The 21,158-nt window shown below is 63.6% G+C and carries 34 protein-coding genes; 17 read left to right on the top strand and 17 right to left on the bottom strand.

The window, feature by feature from the left end:
• Positions 1-71 precede the first annotated feature (71 nt).
• On the bottom strand, positions 72-1,769 hold the full coding sequence (locus AB6806_RS27715) for an ArnT family glycosyltransferase (protein ID WP_370956209.1): 1,698 nt from the start codon (positions 1,767-1,769) through the stop codon (positions 72-74).
• Between the two features lie 274 nt (positions 1,770-2,043).
• Between AB6806_RS27715 and AB6806_RS27710 the strand changes: the two genes are divergently transcribed.
• The 13 genes from AB6806_RS27710 (at position 2,044) to AB6806_RS27650 (ending at position 8,570) form a co-directional block, all read left to right on the top strand.
• Positions 2,044-2,262 carry a hypothetical protein gene (locus AB6806_RS27710; RefSeq protein ID WP_038358629.1) on the top strand — a complete coding sequence of 73 codons (219 nt, stop codon included), beginning with the start codon at positions 2,044-2,046 and terminating at the stop codon, positions 2,260-2,262.
• 293 nt (positions 2,263-2,555) lie between these two features.
• A complete protein-coding gene (locus AB6806_RS27705; protein ID WP_370956208.1) occupies positions 2,556-3,074 on the top strand; it encodes a hypothetical protein in 519 nt (172 codons plus the stop codon).
• A 198-nt stretch (positions 3,075-3,272) separates the two neighbouring features.
• On the top strand, positions 3,273-3,944 hold the full coding sequence (locus AB6806_RS27700) for a hypothetical protein (RefSeq protein WP_370956207.1): 672 nt from the start codon (positions 3,273-3,275) through the stop codon (positions 3,942-3,944).
• Positions 3,941-4,984: a DNA-methyltransferase gene (locus AB6806_RS27695; protein WP_370956206.1), complete on the top strand. Its 1,044-nt coding sequence runs from the start codon at positions 3,941-3,943 to the stop codon at positions 4,982-4,984. Before AB6806_RS27700 ends, AB6806_RS27695 begins: the two co-directional genes overlap by 4 nt.
• Positions 4,981-5,643: a hypothetical protein gene (locus AB6806_RS27690; protein WP_370956205.1), complete on the top strand. Its 663-nt coding sequence runs from the start codon at positions 4,981-4,983 to the stop codon at positions 5,641-5,643. Before AB6806_RS27695 ends, AB6806_RS27690 begins: the two co-directional genes overlap by 4 nt.
• Positions 5,636-5,836: a hypothetical protein gene (locus tag AB6806_RS27685; protein ID WP_370956204.1), complete on the top strand. Its 201-nt coding sequence runs from the start codon at positions 5,636-5,638 to the stop codon at positions 5,834-5,836. The genes AB6806_RS27690 and AB6806_RS27685 overlap by 8 nt, the downstream gene beginning before the upstream one ends.
• A complete protein-coding gene (locus AB6806_RS27680; protein ID WP_370956203.1) occupies positions 5,833-6,303 on the top strand; it encodes a hypothetical protein in 471 nt (156 codons plus the stop codon). The genes AB6806_RS27685 and AB6806_RS27680 overlap by 4 nt, the downstream gene beginning before the upstream one ends.
• Positions 6,300-6,815 carry a Thoeris anti-defense Tad2 family protein gene (locus AB6806_RS27675; RefSeq protein ID WP_370956202.1) on the top strand — a complete coding sequence of 172 codons (516 nt, stop codon included), beginning with the start codon at positions 6,300-6,302 and terminating at the stop codon, positions 6,813-6,815. Before AB6806_RS27680 ends, AB6806_RS27675 begins: the two co-directional genes overlap by 4 nt.
• A gap of 1 nt (position 6,816) precedes the next feature.
• Entirely contained in the window at positions 6,817-7,101 is a 285-nt protein-coding gene (locus AB6806_RS27670; RefSeq protein ID WP_370956201.1) for a DUF3850 domain-containing protein, read from the top strand.
• Positions 7,094-7,369, top strand: coding sequence for a hypothetical protein (locus AB6806_RS27665; protein ID WP_370956200.1), 276 nt, complete (start codon positions 7,094-7,096; stop codon positions 7,367-7,369). The genes AB6806_RS27670 and AB6806_RS27665 overlap by 8 nt, the downstream gene beginning before the upstream one ends.
• Positions 7,359-7,661, top strand: a complete 303-nt coding sequence (locus tag AB6806_RS27660; RefSeq protein ID WP_370956199.1) for a hypothetical protein — start codon at positions 7,359-7,361, stop codon at positions 7,659-7,661. Before AB6806_RS27665 ends, AB6806_RS27660 begins: the two co-directional genes overlap by 11 nt.
• Entirely contained in the window at positions 7,658-8,062 is a 405-nt protein-coding gene (locus AB6806_RS27655) for a hypothetical protein (protein ID WP_370956198.1), read from the top strand. The genes AB6806_RS27660 and AB6806_RS27655 overlap by 4 nt, the downstream gene beginning before the upstream one ends.
• Position 8,063: 1 nt before the next feature.
• Positions 8,064-8,570: an NUDIX domain-containing protein gene (locus AB6806_RS27650; RefSeq protein ID WP_370956197.1), complete on the top strand. Its 507-nt coding sequence runs from the start codon at positions 8,064-8,066 to the stop codon at positions 8,568-8,570.
• 145 nt (positions 8,571-8,715) lie between these two features.
• Here the strand turns inward: AB6806_RS27650 and AB6806_RS27645 are convergent, their stop codons facing one another.
• From AB6806_RS27645 to AB6806_RS27635, 3 genes are all read right to left on the bottom strand, one after another.
• Positions 8,716-9,477: an SOS response-associated peptidase gene (locus AB6806_RS27645; protein ID WP_370956196.1), complete on the bottom strand. Its 762-nt coding sequence runs from the start codon at positions 9,475-9,477 to the stop codon at positions 8,716-8,718.
• A 14-nt stretch (positions 9,478-9,491) separates the two neighbouring features.
• Entirely contained in the window at positions 9,492-9,860 is a 369-nt protein-coding gene (locus AB6806_RS27640) for a hypothetical protein (RefSeq protein ID WP_370956195.1), read from the bottom strand.
• Positions 9,861-10,176: 316 nt separating this feature from the next.
• Positions 10,177-10,404, bottom strand: coding sequence for a hypothetical protein (locus AB6806_RS27635; protein WP_133564036.1), 228 nt, complete (start codon positions 10,402-10,404; stop codon positions 10,177-10,179).
• Between the two features lie 59 nt (positions 10,405-10,463).
• On the opposite strand from AB6806_RS27635, the gene AB6806_RS27630 reads away from it, so the two are divergent.
• Genes AB6806_RS27630 through AB6806_RS27620 form a run of 3 tightly spaced genes read left to right on the top strand, consistent with a single transcriptional unit; the run spans position 10,464 to position 11,325 of the window.
• The gene (locus tag AB6806_RS27630; RefSeq protein WP_370956194.1) at positions 10,464-10,715 is read left to right on the top strand and encodes a hypothetical protein; all 252 of its coding nucleotides are present in this window, start codon (positions 10,464-10,466) and stop codon (positions 10,713-10,715) included.
• Entirely contained in the window at positions 10,712-11,002 is a 291-nt protein-coding gene (locus AB6806_RS27625; protein ID WP_370956193.1) for a hypothetical protein, read from the top strand. The genes AB6806_RS27630 and AB6806_RS27625 overlap by 4 nt, the downstream gene beginning before the upstream one ends.
• 17 nt (positions 11,003-11,019) lie before the next feature.
• The gene (locus AB6806_RS27620) at positions 11,020-11,325 is read left to right on the top strand and encodes a hypothetical protein (RefSeq protein ID WP_370956192.1); all 306 of its coding nucleotides are present in this window, start codon (positions 11,020-11,022) and stop codon (positions 11,323-11,325) included.
• A gap of 126 nt (positions 11,326-11,451) precedes the next feature.
• Here the strand turns inward: AB6806_RS27620 and ligD are convergent, their stop codons facing one another.
• From ligD to AB6806_RS27580, 8 genes are all read right to left on the bottom strand, one after another.
• Entirely contained in the window at positions 11,452-12,492 is a 1,041-nt protein-coding gene (gene ligD, locus AB6806_RS27615) for a non-homologous end-joining DNA ligase (protein WP_370956191.1), read from the bottom strand.
• 272 nt (positions 12,493-12,764) lie between these two features.
• A complete protein-coding gene (locus tag AB6806_RS27610) occupies positions 12,765-13,055 on the bottom strand; it encodes a hypothetical protein (protein WP_370956190.1) in 291 nt (96 codons plus the stop codon).
• 61 nt (positions 13,056-13,116) lie between these two features.
• On the bottom strand, positions 13,117-13,578 hold the full coding sequence (locus AB6806_RS27605) for a hypothetical protein (protein WP_370956189.1): 462 nt from the start codon (positions 13,576-13,578) through the stop codon (positions 13,117-13,119).
• Positions 13,579-13,665: 87 nt separating this feature from the next.
• A complete protein-coding gene (locus AB6806_RS27600) occupies positions 13,666-13,854 on the bottom strand; it encodes a hypothetical protein (protein ID WP_370956188.1) in 189 nt (62 codons plus the stop codon).
• 19 nt (positions 13,855-13,873) lie between these two features.
• On the bottom strand, positions 13,874-14,191 hold the full coding sequence (locus tag AB6806_RS27595) for a Pam3-gp28 family putative phage holin (protein ID WP_370956187.1): 318 nt from the start codon (positions 14,189-14,191) through the stop codon (positions 13,874-13,876).
• A gap of 20 nt (positions 14,192-14,211) precedes the next feature.
• Positions 14,212-14,592 (bottom strand): hypothetical protein, encoded by a 381-nt coding sequence (locus AB6806_RS27590; protein ID WP_370956186.1) that lies wholly within the window; start codon positions 14,590-14,592, stop codon positions 14,212-14,214.
• 20 nt (positions 14,593-14,612) lie between these two features.
• A complete protein-coding gene (locus AB6806_RS27585; RefSeq protein ID WP_370956185.1) occupies positions 14,613-15,134 on the bottom strand; it encodes an HNH endonuclease in 522 nt (173 codons plus the stop codon).
• A 266-nt stretch (positions 15,135-15,400) separates the two neighbouring features.
• Complete coding sequence (locus tag AB6806_RS27580; RefSeq protein ID WP_370956184.1) at positions 15,401-16,201, bottom strand: peptidoglycan-binding protein; 801 nt, start codon at positions 16,199-16,201, stop codon at positions 15,401-15,403.
• A 140-nt stretch (positions 16,202-16,341) separates the two neighbouring features.
• Here AB6806_RS27580 and AB6806_RS27575 point away from each other — a divergent pair, with 140 nt between their 5' ends.
• A complete protein-coding gene (locus AB6806_RS27575) occupies positions 16,342-16,923 on the top strand; it encodes an HAD family hydrolase (protein ID WP_370956183.1) in 582 nt (193 codons plus the stop codon).
• Between the two features lie 113 nt (positions 16,924-17,036).
• On the opposite strand, the gene AB6806_RS27570 is transcribed toward AB6806_RS27575, so the two are convergent.
• Genes AB6806_RS27570 through AB6806_RS27550 form a run of 5 tightly spaced genes read right to left on the bottom strand, consistent with a single transcriptional unit; the run spans position 17,037 to position 21,067 of the window.
• A complete protein-coding gene (locus AB6806_RS27570; RefSeq protein WP_370956182.1) occupies positions 17,037-17,684 on the bottom strand; it encodes a hypothetical protein in 648 nt (215 codons plus the stop codon).
• A gap of 10 nt (positions 17,685-17,694) precedes the next feature.
• The gene (locus AB6806_RS27565) at positions 17,695-18,837 is read right to left on the bottom strand and encodes a glycine-rich domain-containing protein (RefSeq protein ID WP_370956181.1); all 1,143 of its coding nucleotides are present in this window, start codon (positions 18,835-18,837) and stop codon (positions 17,695-17,697) included.
• Positions 18,838-18,852: 15 nt separating this feature from the next.
• Complete coding sequence (locus tag AB6806_RS27560) at positions 18,853-19,530, bottom strand: DUF2612 domain-containing protein (RefSeq protein ID WP_370956180.1); 678 nt, start codon at positions 19,528-19,530, stop codon at positions 18,853-18,855.
• Complete coding sequence (locus tag AB6806_RS27555) at positions 19,530-20,711, bottom strand: baseplate J/gp47 family protein (RefSeq protein ID WP_370956179.1); 1,182 nt, start codon at positions 20,709-20,711, stop codon at positions 19,530-19,532. The genes AB6806_RS27560 and AB6806_RS27555 overlap by 1 nt, the downstream gene beginning before the upstream one ends.
• Positions 20,711-21,067, bottom strand: a complete 357-nt coding sequence (locus AB6806_RS27550; protein ID WP_370956178.1) for a contractile injection system sheath initiator — start codon at positions 21,065-21,067, stop codon at positions 20,711-20,713. Before AB6806_RS27550 ends, AB6806_RS27555 begins: the two co-directional genes overlap by 1 nt.
• Positions 21,068-21,158 lie beyond the last annotated feature (91 nt).

Here is a 21,158-nt window from a genome sequence, read left to right as displayed (position 1 = left end):
CGCCATTTCCGGCGAAACGGCGTCCCGGGACGAGGGCCTTTCTCATGTCCATCTGGTTCCGGGGCCGATGGTCAGCCCGGTTCCTTGGCGAAGACGGAGATCGAAAGCTTGCGCCCGCCATTCAGGTTGAATCCCTCGATCGTCGTTAGCAGGCGCGGTTTCACCGGCGAAGCAGCCAGCGCCGCGTCGAATTCGCCGGCGAAGCGGCTCTCCACGAAGGCGACGCGGCATCCGGGCTGATCGAGGAAGGCGGCGGCCTGCGTCCCGCCCGCCGCCATGGCAAGATCGGTACCGGTCAGGAAGACGAGACTCGGCTCGCGATAACCCAGCGTGATCACGGCCGGATCGGCGCAGCCCGCCGCCTTCGCTGCCTGTGCCAGCCGCGGCGAGAGCTTGAGCGAGCGCAGGCTCTCGATGGCGAAGGGATAGATCGCGACGGTCAGGAACAGACTCGCCAGCACGCAGCGCCAGAGCGCGCCCTCGAATTCGAGCCGCCGAAATGCGGCAACGACGCTCACCCCGACCGCCAGGACGAGCGCGAAGAACGGCAGCGCCAGCCACGGGACCGCATGATCCAGCGTCCAGTTGCCGAAGATGACCACGGCCATCAGGGCGAGCGGCACGGTCACGACGAGCGTCGCCGTCGCCACCGCCCCGCGCCGGTGACGAGCGATACCGCCATTGACGACAGCCAGCAGCAGCAAGGCCGTGATCGCCGGATAGAGCGGCAGCACGTAATGCGGCAGCTTGGTCGGCACCGCCTCGAAGACGATCCAGGACGGCAGGATCCAGGCGATCAGGAACAGGATCTGCGGCTCCTTGCGCCGAACCCAGGCGAAGGGCATCGCCATGGCTGCGAAGGCCGCTGCCGGCCAGTAGGTCGCGAAGAAGAAGAGGAGATAGAGCCCCGGCGGCCCCCAATGCTTCTCCTGCCCCTCGGCGACCTTGCCGAGCATGTCCTGCCCGACGCTCTCGGCGAAGAAGCTGCCGCCGGTCTTGACCATGATCGCGACGAACCAGGGCAGCGCGACGATCAGGCAGAGCAGCAGCCCCGGCCCGAAGCGCAGCGGCTTCAGCCAGCGGAAGGAGCGCTGGCTCGCGCTCAGCACGAGGATGGCGAGGCCCCAGACCATCGGTACGATGGGTCCCTTGATCAGCAGGCCGATGGCGGTGGCGCCCCAGAACACCAGCCAGTTGCGTCGGCTCGGCACGAAGGCGAGCGAGCGTGTCCAGTCCAGCCATGTGCGGGCGAGCGCGCCCATGCTGGCGACGGCACAGGCGGCGAGCACGGCATCGGTCTTGGCGATACGCGCCTCAACGCCGAGCAGCACCGCCGTCGCCATCAGAGCTGCGCCCAGAAGCGCAAGCGGCGGCGACAGGAAGGCCAGCAGCGCCCAATAGGTCAGGAGCACGGTCGCCGTCGCGCCGATCAGCGAAGGAAGGCGATAAAGCCAGATCTGCGTGCGCGCTTCCGGCACGCCGAGCGCGGCGCCGGCCTTCACCGCCGCGCTTTGCAACCAGTAGATGCCGACGGGCTTCTTGTGCCGCGCCTCCTCCTGGAAGCGGATATCGACGAAATCGCCCGTCTCCAGCATCTGCTTGCTGGCCTGGGCGAAGCGCGGCTCGTCGCGGTCGATCGGCTGAAGCGTGCTGAAGCCCGGCAGGAAAGCGCAAAGCGAGAGCAGCAGCAGGAAGGCACAGGCGCGCGCGTGGCTGGCCGAGACGAAAGCCGTGAGCCGGTCGATCGCGGGCGTGAGTGAAAACATCATCCATCCTCGCGACGCCGAGGCCGCGCTTTTGCCGAGAGAGCCGGTCTAGCCGAAGAGCCGCTCCCGATGAAGCGCCTTTCGGGCGCGATCAAGGCAGTGCGCCTGGCCCGAGCGCAGATGCCGGGCGCTGAGCCGGGCGCCTGCCAGACCCGCCCGCCGCGTTGGAGGGCTCGGCCCAATCCGCAACCGGGCGCTGGCTTCGAAATTGCGCGGCCGTCGGCAGCTATGCCTATGCCGGCCCGATTTGAAACAGTTTGTACCGCATGGGGCCATCATGTCGTTGAAGCACGACCAAAAACAGTTCGTCTCGAACTATGACGAGTGCACCGTTCTTCTGTTGAGCGCGTTTTTCTGCGTGACCGGGCAAACGGCAGCAGACAACCACTTGCGAAAGGCCATCGAAGGCCTGCTGGTCGACCTGACCGAAGCCGAAAAGGAAAGAGCCCTTTCGAACATCGTACAGTTCGATCCGCGACACCCGCGCGGTCGCTGATCACTGGCGAGGCTGGAGCGTTCCGGGAACGATGCGCCGCACCCATCGGCGCGGCTCCAAGTCAGAATGACAGCGGCATGCCTGTCAGAACGCCTCGAAGAACAAAGAGGAATTCCGCTATGAAACGATGGCGAGCCCGGCAGGATTCGAACCTGCGACCAGCAGCTTAGAAGGCCTCAGAAAAACCGGAGATCGCAAGGGACGTTCTCACACGTTCTGCGTTTCACCCCTCACTGATAATCCACGACTTTTCCGGGTTGTCAGAACGCCCCTCTCCCCGAGGAGCGCGCGCCATGGGTGAGCGGGGACTTGTGCCGACCGATAAGGAGGCGGCGCTCCAAGCGATCATCGATGAGATGACCCGCGAGCGTAAGGCCATTTGCGAAGTGTTGGGCTGCGTCGATCTGCCCGGCGTCCCGCTCAAATTCGTCCGGGAGCAGCGCGAAAGGCTGTCGAAGGCTTGGCAGCGGGAGGTTGAACTTCTTCGCTCATGGGATGACGCCACGATAACTGAGCGTCAGGAACTAGACCGCATGCGTCGTGGCTGGGGTCCGACCACGCCCACTGAGCGCATGCGCCGCAAGGCAGACGTTCAGGCCACAATGCACTGCCTCAGTTCTGCGTTGGGCGACCTGACCTTGTCAGAGGAAGAAGCGGAGGCCGCTGACGACGAGGTGAACAAGCGCCTCGATGAAGCCTATGGGCGCATCTACAAGCAGTATGTTGCGACGATCGCCATCCTGAGGGGCATGGACGATCCGATCCCGATGCAGGACCTCCCCACCCCCACCGGGGAGGCCTCCGATGTCTGAGGCTGTGCGCTGCGAAGAATGTGGCGGGCTCCTGACGTGGGTTCACGACCACAGGTCTGACAATTCCGGTCTGGACGATGGGCCGCTGCTCAATCCGCCCCGCAAGAAGGCGGCTCCCAAGCCCGCTGATGAGATCCGAGAGATTCGAGCCCGCGCATGGGCAACGCGCCGTCAGAAGTACGGCCAGGGAGGACACCGATGACCGCACCCCTCAACGCAGCATCGCTGGCGTCGGAGATCAGGAGGCGGGCCGTCCGGCGAGAGTGGACTGGCGACCCGATTGACGGAGGCGTCAGCTGGATCGAGCATAACGATCCGTTTCTGACCAGTGTCGCCGACGCCCTAGAGTCGACCTCCCGCACCCTGAGCGAGAAGGAGGCGTGCGAGCGCGCCTTCCTCGATGAGCTTGGCGATCCCGCGATCGACGGGTGGAATTCGGCCGCTGAAAAACTCAAGGCGGTTTTGGACGCGGTTGAGGAGAACGAGCAATCGGACCAGGTAGCGCAAGCCGAAGCCACCCGCCAGCGCGACGAAGCCCTAGCCGCCCTCAAAGCCTCCGAAGAGAGGGGGGAAAGGCTTTCTCAGGAGTTGGCATCCGCGCGGCTCCGGCCAGAGACTTGGCAGGACGTCACGTCGGCACCCGAAGACGAATGGATGCTTGTCGCCACGACGGGCGGCTGGGTTGGTGAGGCGATGCATATCGCTGGCGACTGGAAATGGGCGTCCGGTCACGTCTTCCATTCCGACATCGTGCCGCTGAAGTGGATGCCTTTGCCTGAACATTTTGAGGCTCTGGAGAACGGCCCTGCCGCGCTCGCGGATGCCACAAATAAAGATCCAGGGACGGAACAGAGGGAGGCGGGACGATGACGGTTCGCATCATCAATGCGGACTGCCGGGAAGCGCTCCGTCAACTCGACGCCGGGTCAGTCCATTGCTGCGTGACATCGCCGCCGTATTTCGGGCTGCGCGACTACGAGAACCCGTCTCAAATCGGGCTCGAACCCACACCTGATGAGTTTGTGGAGGCGATGGTCACGGTGTTTCGTGAAGTGCGCCGCGTCCTGCGAGGCGACGGCACTCTGTGGCTGAACCTCGGAGATAGCTACTGCAGCACGGACAAATGGGGTGGCGGCGGCAACATCGGCAAGCAGACGCGGGCAGATGACGGTGAAGTGCCGTCTTGGGCCGTTCGCCGGAAGCGGCAGGCCATGGAAGGCATCAAGCCGAAAGACCTGATCGGCATTCCTTGGATGGTGGCGTTCGCCCTGCGGGCGGATGGCTGGTTCCTCCGATCTGAGGTCGTCTGGGCAAAGCCGAACGGAATGCCGGGGAGCCAGCAGGATCGCTGCACTTCGTCCCACGAGGCCGTTTTTCTTTTGACGAAGAAGGCCGCCTATTGGTCTGACTTCGATGCAATCAAAACCCCTCCGCGTGAATCGACGCTGATCCGAAAGGCTCAAGATGTTCAGGCGCAGGCGGGTAGCCATCGCGCCAACGGCGGGGCGAAGACAAACGGCCCGATGAAGGCAGTTGGTGGCATCGACAAGCAGCGCGGGCACTCTCGCAGGCACGCCGGTTTCAACGATCGGTGGGATGCCATGGAGAAGGCGGAGCAGCAGTCGAAGCCCGCAATGATGCGAGATGTCTGGTTCGTTCCGCCTGGTGGATACGACGAAGCACATTTTGCGGTCATGCCGGAAGAGATCGCGCGGCGTTGTGTTCTCGCTGGCTGCCCTTACGGCGGAACTGTCCTCGACCCGTTCGGCGGCGCCGGAACCACGGGTTTGGTTGCTGACCGTCTTGGTCGCGACGCTGTGCTTACTGAACTCAACCCCAAATATGTCGCGATGGCTCGCGCCCGGATTGAGCGGGATGGCGGCATGTTCACGCAAGTGGAGGCAGCATGACCCCTCTCTCAACCCCCGCCGCGCAGGGGACGGTGGCGCCCGAAGAACTGGCCAAGCAGATTGCCGATGCGGCTGCGGACATGTGCGAGATCGCCCGCATCGCAGATGAGTGGCGCCGTGGTCCTAAGCAGAGCCTGACCGCAATTCGCGAAATCCGCGCCATGACCTATCTCGCCTCCCCATCCCCTGAAGCCTTGCCGGCGAGCGGGATGGAGGCGCGGTGCAAGTCATGCAACGGGCATGGGCTGATTGGCGGCTGGCGTGTAGGCGATGGCTACGATGCCGAGCCTTGCCCAAACTGCACACCGACGCGGGCTTGGGAAGATGTTCTCGCAGAGCGCCGCCGTCAGACCGCTTCCGAGGGATGGACGGCCGAACATGATGACCAGCATTCGGCTGGCGAACTGGCCAAGGCGGCGGCCTGTTACGCGGCCGGAACCACATTTGAGCGCGAATTAAGCGCCGAAGAGCGGCGTGCTCATCGGACAAAGCAAACGAAAACCGAAGGACTATGGCCGTGGGACCGGAGTTGGTGGAAGCCAGCCGATCGCCGCCGCGACTTGGTGAAAGCCGGCGCTCTGATCCTCGCTGAGATCGAACGCCTGGACCGCGCCGCCCTCACCGCTGCCCCAGCGCCGGAGGATCAGGACGATGGCTGATATCGACGAAACGAAATCGTGGATGCGGTGGTGGGGCTGGACGAACGACGGCGGCCCCGGCGCGATCAAGATCGACGCTGACGAGCAGCCGATTGCCTACCACGGCGACCCTACATGGCACGCCGATGTCGACAAGGCTTACGAACTGGCGCGGGTTGCCCGTGCTTCGAGCGATAAGGACACCAGCCCATGATCCCGACCAACGACGCCCCAGCGCCGGCTCCGAGCGGGGTGCGGGTGAAGCTCGAACAGATCATTGCGTTGCGAGAATTGGGAGACTGCCGAACCCAAGTTGAAGCTGAGATGAAAGCTTTGGCGAAAGAAGCGCTTGCCCTCCTCGCCAGCGACGCCATCTCGCGGGGTGAGGCGGTAGCTTGGCGCTTCAGATATCCACTGCACGGCGGCAAGTTCACGCATTGGGAATTTGAGACAGACGCGGACCGGATCAAGTGGCTGACCCGTGCGGGATCAGAGGCGCAGGGCGAGCCCCTCTACGCGCACCCCGCGCCCGCCACGGTGGAGATGGGTGGCGTCACGACAGCTATGATCGACGCGGCAATGGTTGAGATGAAGAACCTTCACCCGCCGATGCGGCGTTCAGAGTGCGAACGGCTTCTACGCGCCGCCCTAGCGCCCGCGACCGAGGGGAGGAAGGGATGAGGGGATTTGATGTGGCATCCGCGAGTGTCCGGCCAGAACTTAATGAGCTGCGCGCCGATGTTATCGGACTGCGAGTTCGCTGCGATAGCCGGCGCAAGCTCGGCATCAGCGATTGCGAGTCAGAGGGCGACGGCGAAGAGCAGGCCACCCTCACTGTGCCGCTCCTGATGCTAGAGCGCGTCGTTGGGGCGATGGAAGCTCATGCCCCGCGCGTAGTCGTCAACCCTTGGGACGGTTGCTTCGATGCAGCCATGCAGGCCGTTCTCTGTGGTGGTCGGGCAAGCCGACGGGACTGGAACCGGCCATCTCATATCGAGATGCGCGTTGTCGAAGGCTTCTCCAATGGCGTCATCGTGATGGTGATGAGGGACGGGACGGTCGGTCCCTACACGCCATCTGGCTGCGACATGGTGGCGAGCGATTGGGAGACTCTGGAGAACAGCCCCGCAGGCCTCGCTGATGCGCACTCAAAAGACCCCTCCCGCGCCGCCATGCCGAAGGAGGAAGACTAACATGCCTGTCGTCCACGAATTGAAGACGTGGCCTGTCTACTTCGACGCGGTCGCGCGAGGCGAAAAGACGTTCGAGGTCCGGCGCGATGATCGAGGCTTCCAGAAAGGCGATATCGTCCGGCTTCGCCGCTGGAACACCGAATGGCAGGGCTACGACAAGACGCCGCCAATCGAGTGCGAAATTGCATGGATACTGACCGGCGGCCAGCATGGCGTTGAACCGGGATATGTCGTCCTTGCCCTTCAAGCGACCCGCCCCGCCAAGGAGAACGAAGGCCATGGCTGAGAAGCTGAGCGAAAAGGCCCGAGCTTGGTTGACCCTTCTTCGCGACCATGGCCCTCAGAACCCGAAGGGGCGGGGCAACATGCCTTGCTCGATGCGGCGGAAGGGACTGACCGAATTCGAATGGCGCCTGACAGCAACGGGCGACGTGTTATCCACTGCCCGAATTGACGAGATGTTCCTTGCGGGTCGGTCGAGCGAAATGACATGCGGGCATGACCGCCTTACCGAAGCAGGCCGCGCCGCCTTGGAGCCCCGCGATGAGCGCTAAGCTGACGATTGACGCCCTTGCGCAAGAAATCCGCCGCGTTGACGGCAACCGCAGCCTTGGCGCCGGTGCGCTTGCCGAGGCTCTGATGCCGTTCCTCGCCACCACCCTCTGCCCAGGCTCTACCGGCGTCACGGAGGGGTGGGTGCTCGTGCCGAAGGAGCCGAACGAGCAAATGCTAGCGGCCGCGATCGGGCCAGATGACGGCGCGATTTTCGGAAGTCGGAAGCTCGCGGCTATGTCCATGGCGGCACGCTACCGCGCCATGCTCTCTGCGGCGGGAGGCGAAGGATGAGCGCTGACACAGCCCCTGCCGCGATGCCGGGAGAGCGCGAACTGGCTGACGAGGTCGAGCGCGAAATGATGTCTTGGCGGGGCGCCAATGGCGGTGTGTTCACCCTTCGCGCCTGTGCGTTCGCCATCGCGCAGAAGGTGGCCTGCCTCTTCGCCCCGATCCTGGCGGAGAAGGAGCGTCTAGGCGAACGCGTCCGCGAACTGTCCCTCCTCCTCGACAAGCAGATGGGCACGCCATGCGAGCAGATCAGGCATCGGCAGGAGGTCGAAGCAGCGGTCGCTGCGGAGAGGGAGCGATGCGCTAAGATTGCGGAGGATCACGGCGCGCTGGTATCGAACGAGCCGATCGGCAAAGCTTGCTCGCGGAACATTGCCGCAGCCATCCGGGCGCAGGGAGAGTGAGATGCCTGATCCGGCCTACGAATCGAAATACGGCAAGGGCCCGCACCTAACGGCCGACGCAGTGGTCGTGCGCGGGAACGAAATTGCTCTGGTCCGGCGAAAGAGCAGCGGGCAATGGGCTTTGCCGGGCGGCTTTCTCGACCAGGGCGAGACCTTCAGCGATTGCGCGATCCGGGAGTTCAAGGAAGAAGCCGGGGTCGACTTGCGGGCCACGCCGGGGCTCATCCTTGCCGTCTATCGGCCTATGGCGTTCGACGCGATCGACCGAGATCCGCGGAGCCGCATCATCTCGGGCGCCGTTCTGATCACCTTGTCGGACGAGATCGAGCGCCCGGAGCTCGTCGCCGGGATGATGCCGATGCTGCGCAGTGGACGAAATGGGACGCGATCCCGGCTCTTTACGCAGATCACAACGCCATCATCGAGGCCCTGCTGGCGCCCTACCATGTCCAAGAGATCGGTTCGACCGTCCAGGATGACGGCTTCTAGACCATCCCGAAGAGCCTGAGCAGCGAAGCGGCCATTACGATCCATAACAGCGCGAGGAAAGGCGGCAAGGCCATGCAAGGCCACCACCCGCCGCCAGCGAGGCAGGGCAGCCCTGCGCGCCCGCGCCTCGGCATTGTCCTGGCCGATCTGCTCCCAATGACCCATCAGAATAGATCGCCCTGCGCCGGCGGGGCTACTGCAGGGAACAGCTCCTCGCTTGGGCCGTCCTGCTTCACGCCGCGGGCAACGATATCGAGAGAGCCGTCTGGCAGCGGGCGTTGAAGCGCCCTCACCTGCTCCCACGGTGCCGTCATCCAGGCCTCACATTCCTCAGGCGTCGTCAGGATCACCGGCATAGCCTTGGGGTGGATCGCGCCGACCTCGGCGTTCGGCTCGGTCGTGAGAAAGGCATAAAGGTCGATCGTCTCTTCGCCGGTCTTGATCTTTCTGACGCTGGTCCATTGGGGACACCAGATGCCGGCGAAGAATGCCGTCGGCCGCTCCTCGCCGAACGCGAACCAATGGTTCCCGCCGGGGCCCGGCTCCGCGAACGAATTGAACGGGACCAGGCATCGGCTCTCGACACCGAGCCAACGCTTCCAGTGCGAGCTCGAGGTGTTGCGGACATTGGTCGTGCCGCCGTCCGGCTCCATCCGCAGGAGCCAGTCGAAGTCGACTTCCTTGTTCTTCGCCCGCAGCTTGTCGGCGCGCTTCGTCGCAGCTTCGAGCAAGGCCTTCTTCGACGACGGCATGCCCCAGCGCGTCATTGCCAGCCGTGGGCCGCCGTCTTCATTGCGCACGATCGGTGCCGCATAATCGGGATAGATGCCGGGCTGCGGCGGCATGTTGACGCCGCCGCTGTCGAACTTGGCGAACAGCTTCCGTATCGCCTCGACGTTGCGGGTATGGCTGTAGAGATTGCACATGAGGCCTCCCGGCCTCAGCTTACCGCAGCTTCCGCCTTTGGGAACAGGTGGAGGACATAGCGCTCCGGCCTATTGGACTGCCATCCGGCGCAACAGGCGTCGATCGCGGCGCGCTCCGCCTCCTCCCAGACATGCATGTACTCGATCGCCTCGGACGGCACCTTATCCACCCATCCCAGGTCATCGGCCCTCTCAAGCTCGCAGATCGCCCAATACGCCTTGCCCGCAGTGACGCCGGCCTTCTCAAAAACCGCCTGCGCGGCCGCGAGGCCACGGCTGGTTTCCTCCGGGCTGGCGCCTTCAATCTGCAGATAGACGCTCCTAGTCGCCTCCAACGCGGCGGCGGTTCGGCTCTCCGGGTTGCTCAGTTGGAAGTTGGTCATCCTTCCCTCCTTCGATCAGGGTGAGCCCGGTCATGCTGGGTGGCAGATCGGGCGGTGAGGTCCGGCCGATATCGGGACAGTAGGCTCCGCACTTCCTGCCGTATTTCTGCGGCTTCCGGGCCGGGTTGTGCGGGTCCCATGGGCAGCGCGACATGAAGATGGCGACGATCTGAGCGAGTGTCGCGCCCGCTCCATAGTGCCAGGACAGGACCGCGAGGCGGGCGTCGCCCTTGCGCTGGCAGAAGTGGCAGCGAAGGCGCACGAAGATCCACGGAAAATTCCGCAGCTCGGTGAGGTCGTTCGGAGGCTTCATGGCTCATTCGGTCTCGCGGACCGGCCGCGCTCCCTGCGAAAACAGCCCACGCAGATAGCCTCGCGAAGTCGAGCGGTCGGCATCGGCCAACAGGATGATGAAGTCATGAGCCAACGCGCGTAGGGCCGCGGCTTCGGTGCCGTGCTCCTCCATCAGCATGGAAACAATGCCCGTAATTTCCGCGTCCAGCGTGGTGTCTTCGACATGTTGGTCGGCCGGCTGGGCTGACATGGCTTGCGTCCTCGTGTATGAGAACATTATGAGAACAAACCGCCCCGGGGAGTCAAGCCATGAACGTCGACACCTTCTTTCTCCAGCCCTTCAAGACATACCGAAGGAAGCTCATTCCTAGCCAGCGCGTGCCGGCGAAAACGAAGCACCACGCGCTCAATGAAGGGGAACGCCTGGGGCGCACAGCCGAAGGCGTCGCCGTCGTGCATGTCGTCGCGGATGACGAGACCGGCGAAGTCGCATCGATCGATGTCCTCGCCCGCCATGGCGCCATCCCGGAGGAGTTTGAGGAGCAGATCCGCGCGCTATGAAACGCAACCCGCGGCGCGCCTATGACAAGGATGGCCGGGAAGTTCCGCCCGCCACCGTTGGTAGCCGCCTCGCTTTGGGCCTGCGCTGTGTCGAGATTTTCTGCAACGAGTGCAAGCACAACAAGAACGGCATCGACGTGAGCGACCTGCCGCCCGAAACGCCGATCCCGGATATTTACCTCCGCTATATCTGCTCCCGCTGCGGCTCGAAGAACCTCATCAGCCGGGGCGATACGCATGAGTTCTATGAGCAGATCGATAAGCGCCGAAGGGAACGATCGGATTAGGCGCCGGTTGATGCGCCATGGCCCGCCTCGTCATCCGCAATGAGCAGGATTTGGCCGCTGCGCTGGAGCGGGCTGACGAATTGATGGGCTGCACGACCGACAGCGACGAAGAACGCGAGATTGCGGCGATCGCGGATGCTGTCGAGACCTATCTGCAATCCATCAGCGTGGCCGGCAAGGCGTCAGAGGGGTCGCCCGAGGGGACAGGATCGCACATGGAACCCGAAGAACCGATTTCCAACGGAAGGGAACTCGCGCTTCGCATGCAGAAGGCTTACCCCGATCAAGATTGGGTGGCCCTTGATAGCGGACCGCTCCGGTGAACCGCGGGATAAGATCGAGTGGCATCTGCAGCAGGAGATCGCACCGACAGGGGCTATACTTTTCGCGGCCGGGGAACTGCTGGCCGAAGCACATGAGAAGGAAGCCGGTGAAGGCGAGCCGCCGCTCTAGCCAGTCGGCATCTCGTAGACCGTCGCCTCGTCGGCCTCTTCGCGCAGGCCCTTATAGGAGGCATGACGGAGCTTGCCGTCATCGGTCCAGCCGCGGAACTGGATCTCGGCGACAAGCGCGGGCGTGAGCCAGCGATAGGCTCGCTTTCCTCGGATATTAATCGCAGGCTTTGGGATGACGAGATCGTCCATCTCCTTTCGCAGCGCCGTGCCGGTGGCGTGCGTGAAGCCGGTGCCGACGCCGCCGACATAGACCAGGTTGTCGCCCTGCCTCGCGGCGAGCAGCAGCCGGCCGATCCCGCCCAGGGCAATCGTCGACGGTTCATAGCCGACGATGACGAAGCTCTCCGACTGGCTGCATTTGATCTTCAGCCAGTCGCCACCCCGTCCCGATCGATAGGGCGCATCGCGGCGCTTGGCGATGATGCCTTCAAGCTTCATCTCGCAGGCGAGTTTGAGGAATGGAGCGCCGTCGGCGTCGATCTCCTCGCTCAACCGGATCGAGCCATGAGGCTCGGCCAGGAGAATATCCTCCAGCAACTCGCGCCGATCGCTCAGCGGCATCGGACGCAGGTCACGGCCGTTCAGATAAAGCAGGTCGAAGGCATAAAAGATGGCCTCCGAGGCGAAACGCTTGCCGCCGCGGCCGCCGAGAGCCTTTTGCAGAGCGCCGAAATCGGAAGCGCCGCGCTTGTCGAGCACCACGGCCTCACCGTCGAGGATGGCGCAGTCCACGCCAAGGCTCAGCGCATCATGCCCGATCGTTGGAAAGCGCGGCGTCCAGTCATGGCCGCCGCGCGTGATGATCCGCACCCGCTTGCCAACGATGTGGATCGCCAGGCGATAGCCGTCCCATTTCACCTCGAAGGCCCAATCTGGACCGACTGGCGCCCTAGCCTTCAGCATCGCCAAGCAGGGCTCGATGCGTTCGGGCATCGGATCAGAAAACAGATCACGTTCGGGGTTCCGGCGCCGGGTGACTGGCCCCTTCACGGTATCGACACCCGGCCCGGTTCTCAGAACCCGACGCGCACACATCGACGCAACTCCACAACGCAACGAATCGCCAACGAGGCGCTGGCCGATTCGTTCCGTGCGGGACCGGAGCCAAAAACGAAAAAAGCCCCGCCAGCCGGAGCTGACGGGGCCAAGTCGGTTTCATCTGCTGTAGCAGATACGCAAAGAGCGCCGCTCCGGTTCCAAAACAAAAATGGCCCGATCCCTTTCGGAACCGGGCCAAGTTCGGGAGGAAACGCCCAAGGAGGGCCGCCCCTTACGAGGGCGAGGCGATCAGCGGCCGGAGCCGCGATCTATGTCCGGCGCCGGCGCGGCGCGGACTTCGTGACCTGAAGCTGCTTCAGCATCTCCTGGGCCATGATTTCTGCCCGGCGCACGATCTCGGCGTCCTCGGCGCGCTCCTGGCTGATGACCAGCATCTTCTCGAGCGAGATGGCGATGCGCTCCATGATCGCGGTCAGCTTCAACTGCTCGGCGGCTATTTCCTGAAGTGGTCGCATGTCCGCGATCGACAGCCCGGGGATCAATCGATCCCCAGACGGCGTTGTCGGGCTCTTCCGATCCTTCAGGTACTGGCGGATCATCACGGCGCCGATGGCAAGGCCAGCGACAAGCGTGCCGATCGCGTTCTCTGGGGTGATACCTTCAGGGAGAACCATCGGCGACGACCCTGTCCATGCTCGCGGCATCCTTGGTCGCGGCGACGATGTTCATCGCGTCGAGGACAAGAAGGCCGGGATACACAGCAAGGCCAGTCGTCGCCGCATCGGAGGCCAGCAGGCCAAAGGTGATCTGGAGCCAGAGGAAGCAGGACAGAAACGACGCCAGGGCCCGCACATGCGGCGACCAGCGACCGTACCAGGTGCCCGAGAACGTCCCGTTCACGACGAGTGCCAGCAGTCGGAAGACCCCGATCGCGATGGCGAACCACCCCCAGGTGCTCTCCTTCATCATGGCCGCCATCTGGGCCCAGGCAGGGTTGCCCGCAAAGGTTGGAGCCGGACCGATCAATATGCAGCCCCACGCCACCATGATCCCGGCCAGAACCCATTCGGAGCGCCGGGCCGGGAAATGGTCATGAATGCCGAGATAGAGCCGAACCGGCAAAGGGTGATTGCGGTACGGCATTGTCATCTCGCCAGCCGGAGCGCGAGTATCCTGGCTTCGATCATTCGAGGAGACTCCATGGCAAAGCTAAACGACGCGGGCAGCGGAAGGGCAATCGGCGCGGCCGCCGCGATAAAAGGCCTCATCGAGGCTACCGCGGCGGAAATGAGCCGAGAGCAAGCGCGGGCCTTCGCCGACCGAGCACAATTCGCTGCTCAAAGGTTGGTGAACCAGTATGCTGATCAGCTGGGGCCTGACGCGCAGTTTGGCGCTCAAGAAACTCTCCGGCTTGTTTTCACAAACCTGGACTTGCCCCATCGGGAGAAATCTTGAGCCCAGGTGGGCTCGCCGGAATGACCTTGTCGTCAGATATCTTCGCCGCGATCGATGGCGCCGCTTCGATCTGCTTCACCTCCGGCAGAGCTGCGGCCGAAGCAACGATGCCGGCCTTACGGCGGAGCCAGACGCTGTATCCGGTGGTGATCAGCGTCATCAGCGCACCCACGACGACCTGCATCGAGCCGTCGTCGAGATAGCCTTTCGTGACGAGGGCGGCACCGGCCGTCTGCAGGAGCGTGCGGACGAGGCTCCAGAACTGTTCGATCGTGAACATGCCTATCTCCTCTTCTGCGGTCAGGGCGTTGCGGTCTGCTGGGCCGCGATCACGGCGCCATAAGCCGCCGCCGCAGTCGTCAGCGCTGACGCGACATCAGACGGAGGATTGGCGCAGACGGTGTTGACCGCCGCTGCCGCCATAGCCGCCGCGCTCTTCTGCCTCTCCGGCGCGAAGATCGTGGCGCCGACCGCAACGGCCTGAAGGGCGCCGCAGTATTTGGCGAGTTCCACCGATGCCTTCGCCACCTTCTCGTCAGCCTTGGTCTTGCCGATGACCTGGCCAGTGCCGACGGCGATCTGCTCCCAGCCGGCGGCTGATGTCTGGGTATTCCAGTTCTGGCAACCGGCGAGCGCCAGCGATCCCAAGGCAACGAGCGCCAGGACGATACGGTTATGCATTTTGATCTCCTGTGGTGGTGTCAGTTGAGGCAAGCGAACTGGCCGTGCAGCTTCAAAGCTGCGGCGTTGTATGCGTCCCGTGCCGCCTCAGCGGTTCGGAACGACCCGAGGTGTATCCAACGGTTTTCGAAGCCGATCCCTGCGACCCACCGACTTGGACCGCGTTGTCGAACGCCCTTGATGCCGCTGCGGTTGTTCTTCGAAAGACCGCGGTTCGAGGCGTTCTGCGCGCGAGACGCTAGCCGAAGATTATCCAGCCGATCATTCAGTGGATCGCGGTCAATGTGATCGACGTCACAATCAGGGAAATGGCCATAAACGTATAGCCAGATGACCCTGCTGACCTCGTAGAGCTTGCGTGCGATCAAGACGCGGCGGCGCCCCCGATACTGGGCATCCACCCGCTTTCCTACATGACGCTCATAACTGACCCGCCGAACCAGCGCGCCAGTATCCGGGTCGTAATCGAAGATGCGCCGGACAATCTCCTGCGTCAGCGTTTGACCAGGCGCAGGCAAGCCCGGCACAGGGGTGCCGATCATGTGATGCTCCGGGGTGAGGAAGCGGCAGGCCCGGCCGCTACGGGATCAAAGGCGCGGCACCACATTTGCGGGGATGCCGGTCATGTAGACTGGAGTGTTCTCAGATGGCCCAACCTGCTCCACATCGGCACAAGCGAAGCACGGAGAGGCTGAGCTCAGAGGCGGTGGAATTCATGTTCTCCGCGGCGCTGGTTGCGATCCAAATCATCTGGATCGGTGCAATAGCGTTCTGCTTCTGGAAGGCCGTGCAACTGATCCTCAGGTGATCAAGCGGCGCCCTTAGCCGCAAAGATCGCCGCCATGAACTGGCGATAGAAGCTGGCGATCTCTTCCCAGTGGTCCGTGACGTTGACCGTGCGGCGCGCGTTCTTCAGGTCGTCGGGCCCGCCGGTCGGCAGATAGAAGGCGATGCCCTTCCCCTGCCCGTTCCAGCGGCCGTCAACGAGGCCTGCGAACATGAGCTCGGCAGCGAACTCGGGATCGAGCGCGCGATCGGGATCATCGGCGATGCCCTCACGGTCGTAGTTGTCGAACCACGTCAATTGAACGATTCCCCGGCCATAATAGACGTGGCCCCACGGCCCGAACGGCTTGCTGTAGCCCTTGTTCGGATAGTGCTTGGCGACATAGGCGCGGGCCGCCGCGTCGGTCTTGCAGAAGCCCTCGCGCACCGGGACCATGCCAGGCCCGACCTCGCGCCGTGCGGTGGCGAGCCCATACCCCAGCGTCTTGTCGCGGCCATCGCCAGTCTTCGCGAAGCCGTCGAGGATACCTTCGATGCCTCGGACCTGACCGGGCGACAGCGACGTGCCGAACATCGGCGCTTTGCCCGACCGGAGATAGGCAAAGAACTTCGCGCGATCGAAGACCGAAGCGCCCTGCGGCTTTCCCGCCGTCGCCGCGTTCAGCGCTGCAATCGTCTTCGGCCCGACGATCCCGTCGACATGCAGCCCATGTGACACCTGAAACGCCTGGATGGCCGCCTTGGTTTTCGGGCCGGGCTTGCCATCCACGACAATCGAATAGCCGAGCGCGACCAGCGTGGCTTGCACCTCGCGGCAATCCATTACCGAATCTCCAAGATTAGAAGTTAGATAGGCGCCGAAGGCTGTCCGGCGGCCGCCCGGGTCGGAACCTATTTGCCGGGTTAAGCAAAACGCTCCGGTTGGCGTTGGACGCCAAAGTTGGCGAGCGATATAGCGGCACCATGAGCAAACGGTTCGAAATCCCGGCTGACGCCGAAGCCTTGATCTTTGATTGCGACGGGACGCTCGTTGATACGCTGCCCATCTACGCCGGCGCGTGGGCACACGGCTTCATGGCATCTGGCAAGACGATGGACCGGGCCTGGTACCTGGAACGCGCCGGCTACTCGGAACATGGCCTCATGGATCAGTTTGACGCTGAACACGATGTCGAGGTCGATCGAGATCAGGTGATCCGCTTGATGCGGCAGAGGTTCCTGGCGGATATCAACAGTGTACGCGAAATCAGTGCTGTGGCCGGCATCGCCAGAGATTACCTTGGAGTTCTACCGATGGCCGTTGCCTCGGGAGGTTCTCGCGAGATCGTCTCCGCCTGCATGGAAGCGGCTGGCCTGATTTCCCTGTTTACCGCGGTCGTGACCATCGAAGATGTGACGCGACCGAAACCGAACCCTGACCTTTTCCTGGAGGCGGCACGCAGGCTCGGCGTTGCCCCCTCGAAATGCATCGTCTTTGAAGATTCCCCGCAGGGAATGCAGGCCGCAGAAAACGCCGGGATGCGTGCGATAGACGTCAACGGATGATCAGATAAGGCCTGCCGCGATACGACCAGCGTCCGCTGGACGGCGGCCGTGGCCGCGGATGCTCCGGATGTGGAAAAGCCGCTCTGAGGCCACGCGTCAAAGCGAGGGAGAGATCAGGCGGGATCCGGCCATGCTGGTTCTACCTCCTGCGCGGCTTCGGCAGTTTCGGCCTCGTCGATCGCCCTCTTCGCGTTGAGCCGAACCGCCTCGATCGCCGCGCCGATCTGCGCCCAGGCAGCATCCATGGCAAGAACGGTCGCTGCCACCGCCTCGACGTCGCCGCCATCTATACCCAGAGAGGCGGCGAGCAATGGGAAATCCCCCGGCTGCGGATCGGCGTCCGCCTGCGCCGCCTTCGCCTGCTCTACCTTGCGAGCGTAAGTCATCGCCTGGCCAGAGCCGGGGGTGATGTAGCGCAGTCGCTGCACCTCCGCTTGGGCGTCGATCTGAGCCTTCAAGCTGGATTTAACGGCTTGAAGATCGACAGGCGCGACGACGGGCGCTGAAAACCTCGTGCCGTTCCACGTCCAGCCAGGCTCGACAGCCGGGCCACACGGCTTCATGCCAACGGCGACGTCTGGATGGTAGAAGTCCGCCAGGGTCGTGGCGCGCTCGCCATAGGTCGCCGGCTGCTCTGGAACGGCCTCGCCTTGTTCGTCAACGCCCGCCGGCACAGCCGGCGTGACCATGACCGTGATGGTCGTCGGCAAGGTGATGATTTCAGCGACTACTCCGTCGCGGATTTGGGCATAGCGGGACATGACAGGCCTCTCAGCAGGTGATGATCACGCGGCCGCCGGCACCGGTCCCACCGGGACCGTTCGCGTTGGAGCCGCTGGCGCCGCCGCCCGGAAAATTGCCGCCGACGCCGACGACGTTCGAGGGCGAGACGGTCGAGCCGGTCGAGCGAGCCGCTCCGCCGCCCTGGCCCGCCAAAAGCTGGCCGCTTGCAATCTGGTAGGCGTAACCGCCGGGCACGCCGCCGAACACGGCGTTGCCGCCCGTACATGTGCCCGAGGCTCCGAAAAACGTGTTCTGCGGCCCGCTGCTAGAGGCCACGCCAGGACCGCCGCCGGTACAGGAAATCAGCGAACCGACAGACGAGGTGCCGCCGAAACCAGCTGCGACCGACACAGTGCCGCCAGCACCACCGACGCCGACCGTCACCGTCAAGACCTGGCCGGGCGTGACGGGATACCAGCCGTAGCCATGGCCGCCCGGGCCGCCGCCCGAACCGGCAGCGCCGGGACCGTTCGCCCCACCGCCACCGCCACCGCCCCCCCAGCATTCGATGAAGATCCAGTAGATGCCGGCACCGACCGTGTAAGTGCCGGAAACGTCGAAGGTCTGGATGAAATGCTTTAGGCTCTCGCCCACGAGCGGCGACATGATCTGCCATGATGTGCCGTTCCACGCGAACTGAACGATGTCGGCGGCTAACCAATCGCCCTGCTGGATGGCGCCACCGCCCGGCCGTACGACGCCAAACGGAGGACCTCCGTTGAGGGCAAGCGTGGTCCCGCCACCCACCGCAGCAGCCGGCATCACCGCGCGCAGAGTAATCCCGACCGAATACCCCACGATAGGTGAATTGAGTGTCCCAACCAGTGCGGTTGCCGTTCCCCCGACTGTGATGACGTTCGCCTTCTGACTCCGATACGTGGAGATGAAGTTCGCCAGCAGGGTGTCAATATCGCTGTTGTCGAGTGCATCTAGGCCGCCATGATCTGCGATGAAGCGGCCGATCATGGTGGCCATCGCCGCGGATTGACGCCAAGCCTTATTGGCCTCTTCTGGCATTGCCACGCCATCGACGAAACCCGCGAGGCGAGCTGCGAGCACCAGATAGTCTGCCTGGGACAGCACGTTTGCGCCGCCCGCCGACGCGAACGGCAGGAAGTCGTTGGTGGGCATCGAGTGCTCCGATGATTAGGATGTGAAATATTCGGGAGGGGCGCCCCAAGCGCCGCGCCCCCATCCGCCGATGAGGTCGTTATCGACCCCCCAGCCGAAGATTGGCCCGCTCACAGTCGTGATGCGGTAATTCGCCTTAACGCCCTCAGGCTTGAGCGGCAGATAGCCTTGCGACAGAAGCGCAATGAACAGGGCTGAAGGGATCACGCCAGCAACGGCGAACGTGATTGACATGTCCTGATTGTCGATGACGACGATGCTGGTGTCACCGTTCGGGAACAGGATTTCGAGCGCGGCTTTTGCGCTGGGAAGTGTCCCATCCCAGTTGTTCGCCGCGATCTTCGCCCGCAGCAGTGTGCGGTAGGTGCCATCGTCCAAGCGCGTGATGCCCGCTGGCGTGTCGTATCGCTTGTCATACCAGATGCCACGACCCCAGCCCTTGTTGGCATCGCCCCATGTGAACCAAGCGTTCGCGATCGGAACCTTGATGAAGCGCGTCCGGCCGACCCATTCGCCCACCTGATCGAGCTGTACGCCGATGGCCTGGTCGAGGTCGAAGTCCAGCGGCAGATGCTCCATGAAAGCCTGCTGCGCGACGATCGGCTCGATCAAGGCCTTGATCATCGCCGAGAATTTTGGCTTCCCGCGATGAAGCGACGGGATCAGGCCAAGATAGGAATCGACGTCAGCCATCAGGTCACCGTGATCGCGACGTTGGTCAGGTCAGCAGTCGGAGCTTCGTTGAACGCGATCGGGAGGTCAGCGGTGCCGAACGAGCCCGCATTCTTGGCGATCGTCAGCGCCGTGATCTTGTAGGTCTTGGCGTTGCCGGCCAGCGCAAGGTTGGCGGGAACGAACACCTCGGCCCATTCGACGAAGCCGCCCGTCCCACCGATATCGAGCCCATTCACGAAGTCGACGACCGCCTGCTTGATGCTGGTCTCGATCGCCGTGGTGTAGCCTGGCAGTGCCGTCAGGGAGATGTTGACTTTGATCGTCGCCGGCGTCGGCCGGTAGAACTTGATCGCGCGGGTTACCCCGTATTCATCGGTGACATTGACGGAGGTGCTGCCATAGGTGCCGGTGCCGGGCGTCTTCTTGTCAGCGATGGCCTGGGCGATTGCCGTGGCATCGCCGCCCTGGACAACCAGCGAGATCGAATGCCCAGGGATGCCGTTGGTGTCCGGCGCCCCGGTATCGTTCTCGTAGCCCTTCAGGCGATCGACGCCGGTCACGCTTGCGACAGCGCCCATGGTGCCCTCAAAGACCGTCAGGGATGGAAGAGCGGTCGAGATGGTCTGGCGCTGGCGAAGCGGAGCGTCGAGCTCGACCGGCTGGCCCGGCGAAGCGGCATTCGCATTTGTGACGCTCTGCCAACCGCGCGTCGGTGTTCCGATGGTCGAAACCGCGCCGGGCAGCGCTTGAATTGCACCAGCATCCTTCGCGGTGGCCGTGACCGTGATTGATCCGCCCGCCGGGATGGTGACAGACGTCGGCAGAAGCCACTGATTGCCAGCGTCATCCTTGGCAATTCCGCCAGTGATGGTGGTCCCAGCCTGACCGATCAGCGTGAGATCGACGGTCGAGTTCGATGCAACCAGCCGCTTGATGCCGTTGATCTTGACGACCGAGGAAAGCCCGACGCCGCGCGCCGACGAAGGCGAGTAGGCGTTGTAGACCTGTAGCGCCATCGAGTTCGCGTCGTGCACGGCCTGGGCAAAAATCGCGATCTGCTGACCGTCCTGCGTGTCGGGATCGACGTCGATATCCTGACCGAAGATGCCCTTGAATTCGTCGACGAAATACTGGCGGACAGTCTCGTAATCCGGGACCGATATGCCGTTTTCATCGATCGTCGCAACCGGAATAGCCATCAGAAGTTCACCCCGGTCACGGTCGCCGCGCCATAGATCGTGTCGATGGTCAGATTGACGCTGAAATCCCGGGTGTCGCGGTTGAGATTGCTGGAATAGGCCGTGATCGCCTTCACGCCGGTCGTGCCGAGCACGCGGCGCCGGATGGCCGGATCACGGGTGTTCGCAGTGCGGACGCCCAGCACTTCGGTCTTCCACGTCATGCCCTCGGTCTGGTCGAGGAACCACTCGCCCTGCCAAAGGCCCAGACGGGTCTGGACCGATTGGGCAACGGCCTCGGGCTGGTCCTTCCAGAAGTCGGCGGCGCCGTTCCCGAAGGAGTAATCCCCCGAGGCATCGAGCTTGCGATATTTCAAGGACTCGACTCCAAAAGCCGCGCGCCCAAAGATGAGCTCGATATTCAAACGGCAGGGGATGGCTCATGAGCAGCGACGAGACGCGTCCAAT

The sequence above is a fragment of the Allobosea sp. RCC_152_1 genome (genome assembly GCF_041360765.1).
Classification (GTDB): Bacteria; Pseudomonadota; Alphaproteobacteria; order Rhizobiales; family Beijerinckiaceae; genus Allobosea; species Allobosea spartocytisi.
Note: the sequence above shows the minus strand (reverse complement) of the source record. Positions and strands in the feature narration are given on the sequence as shown.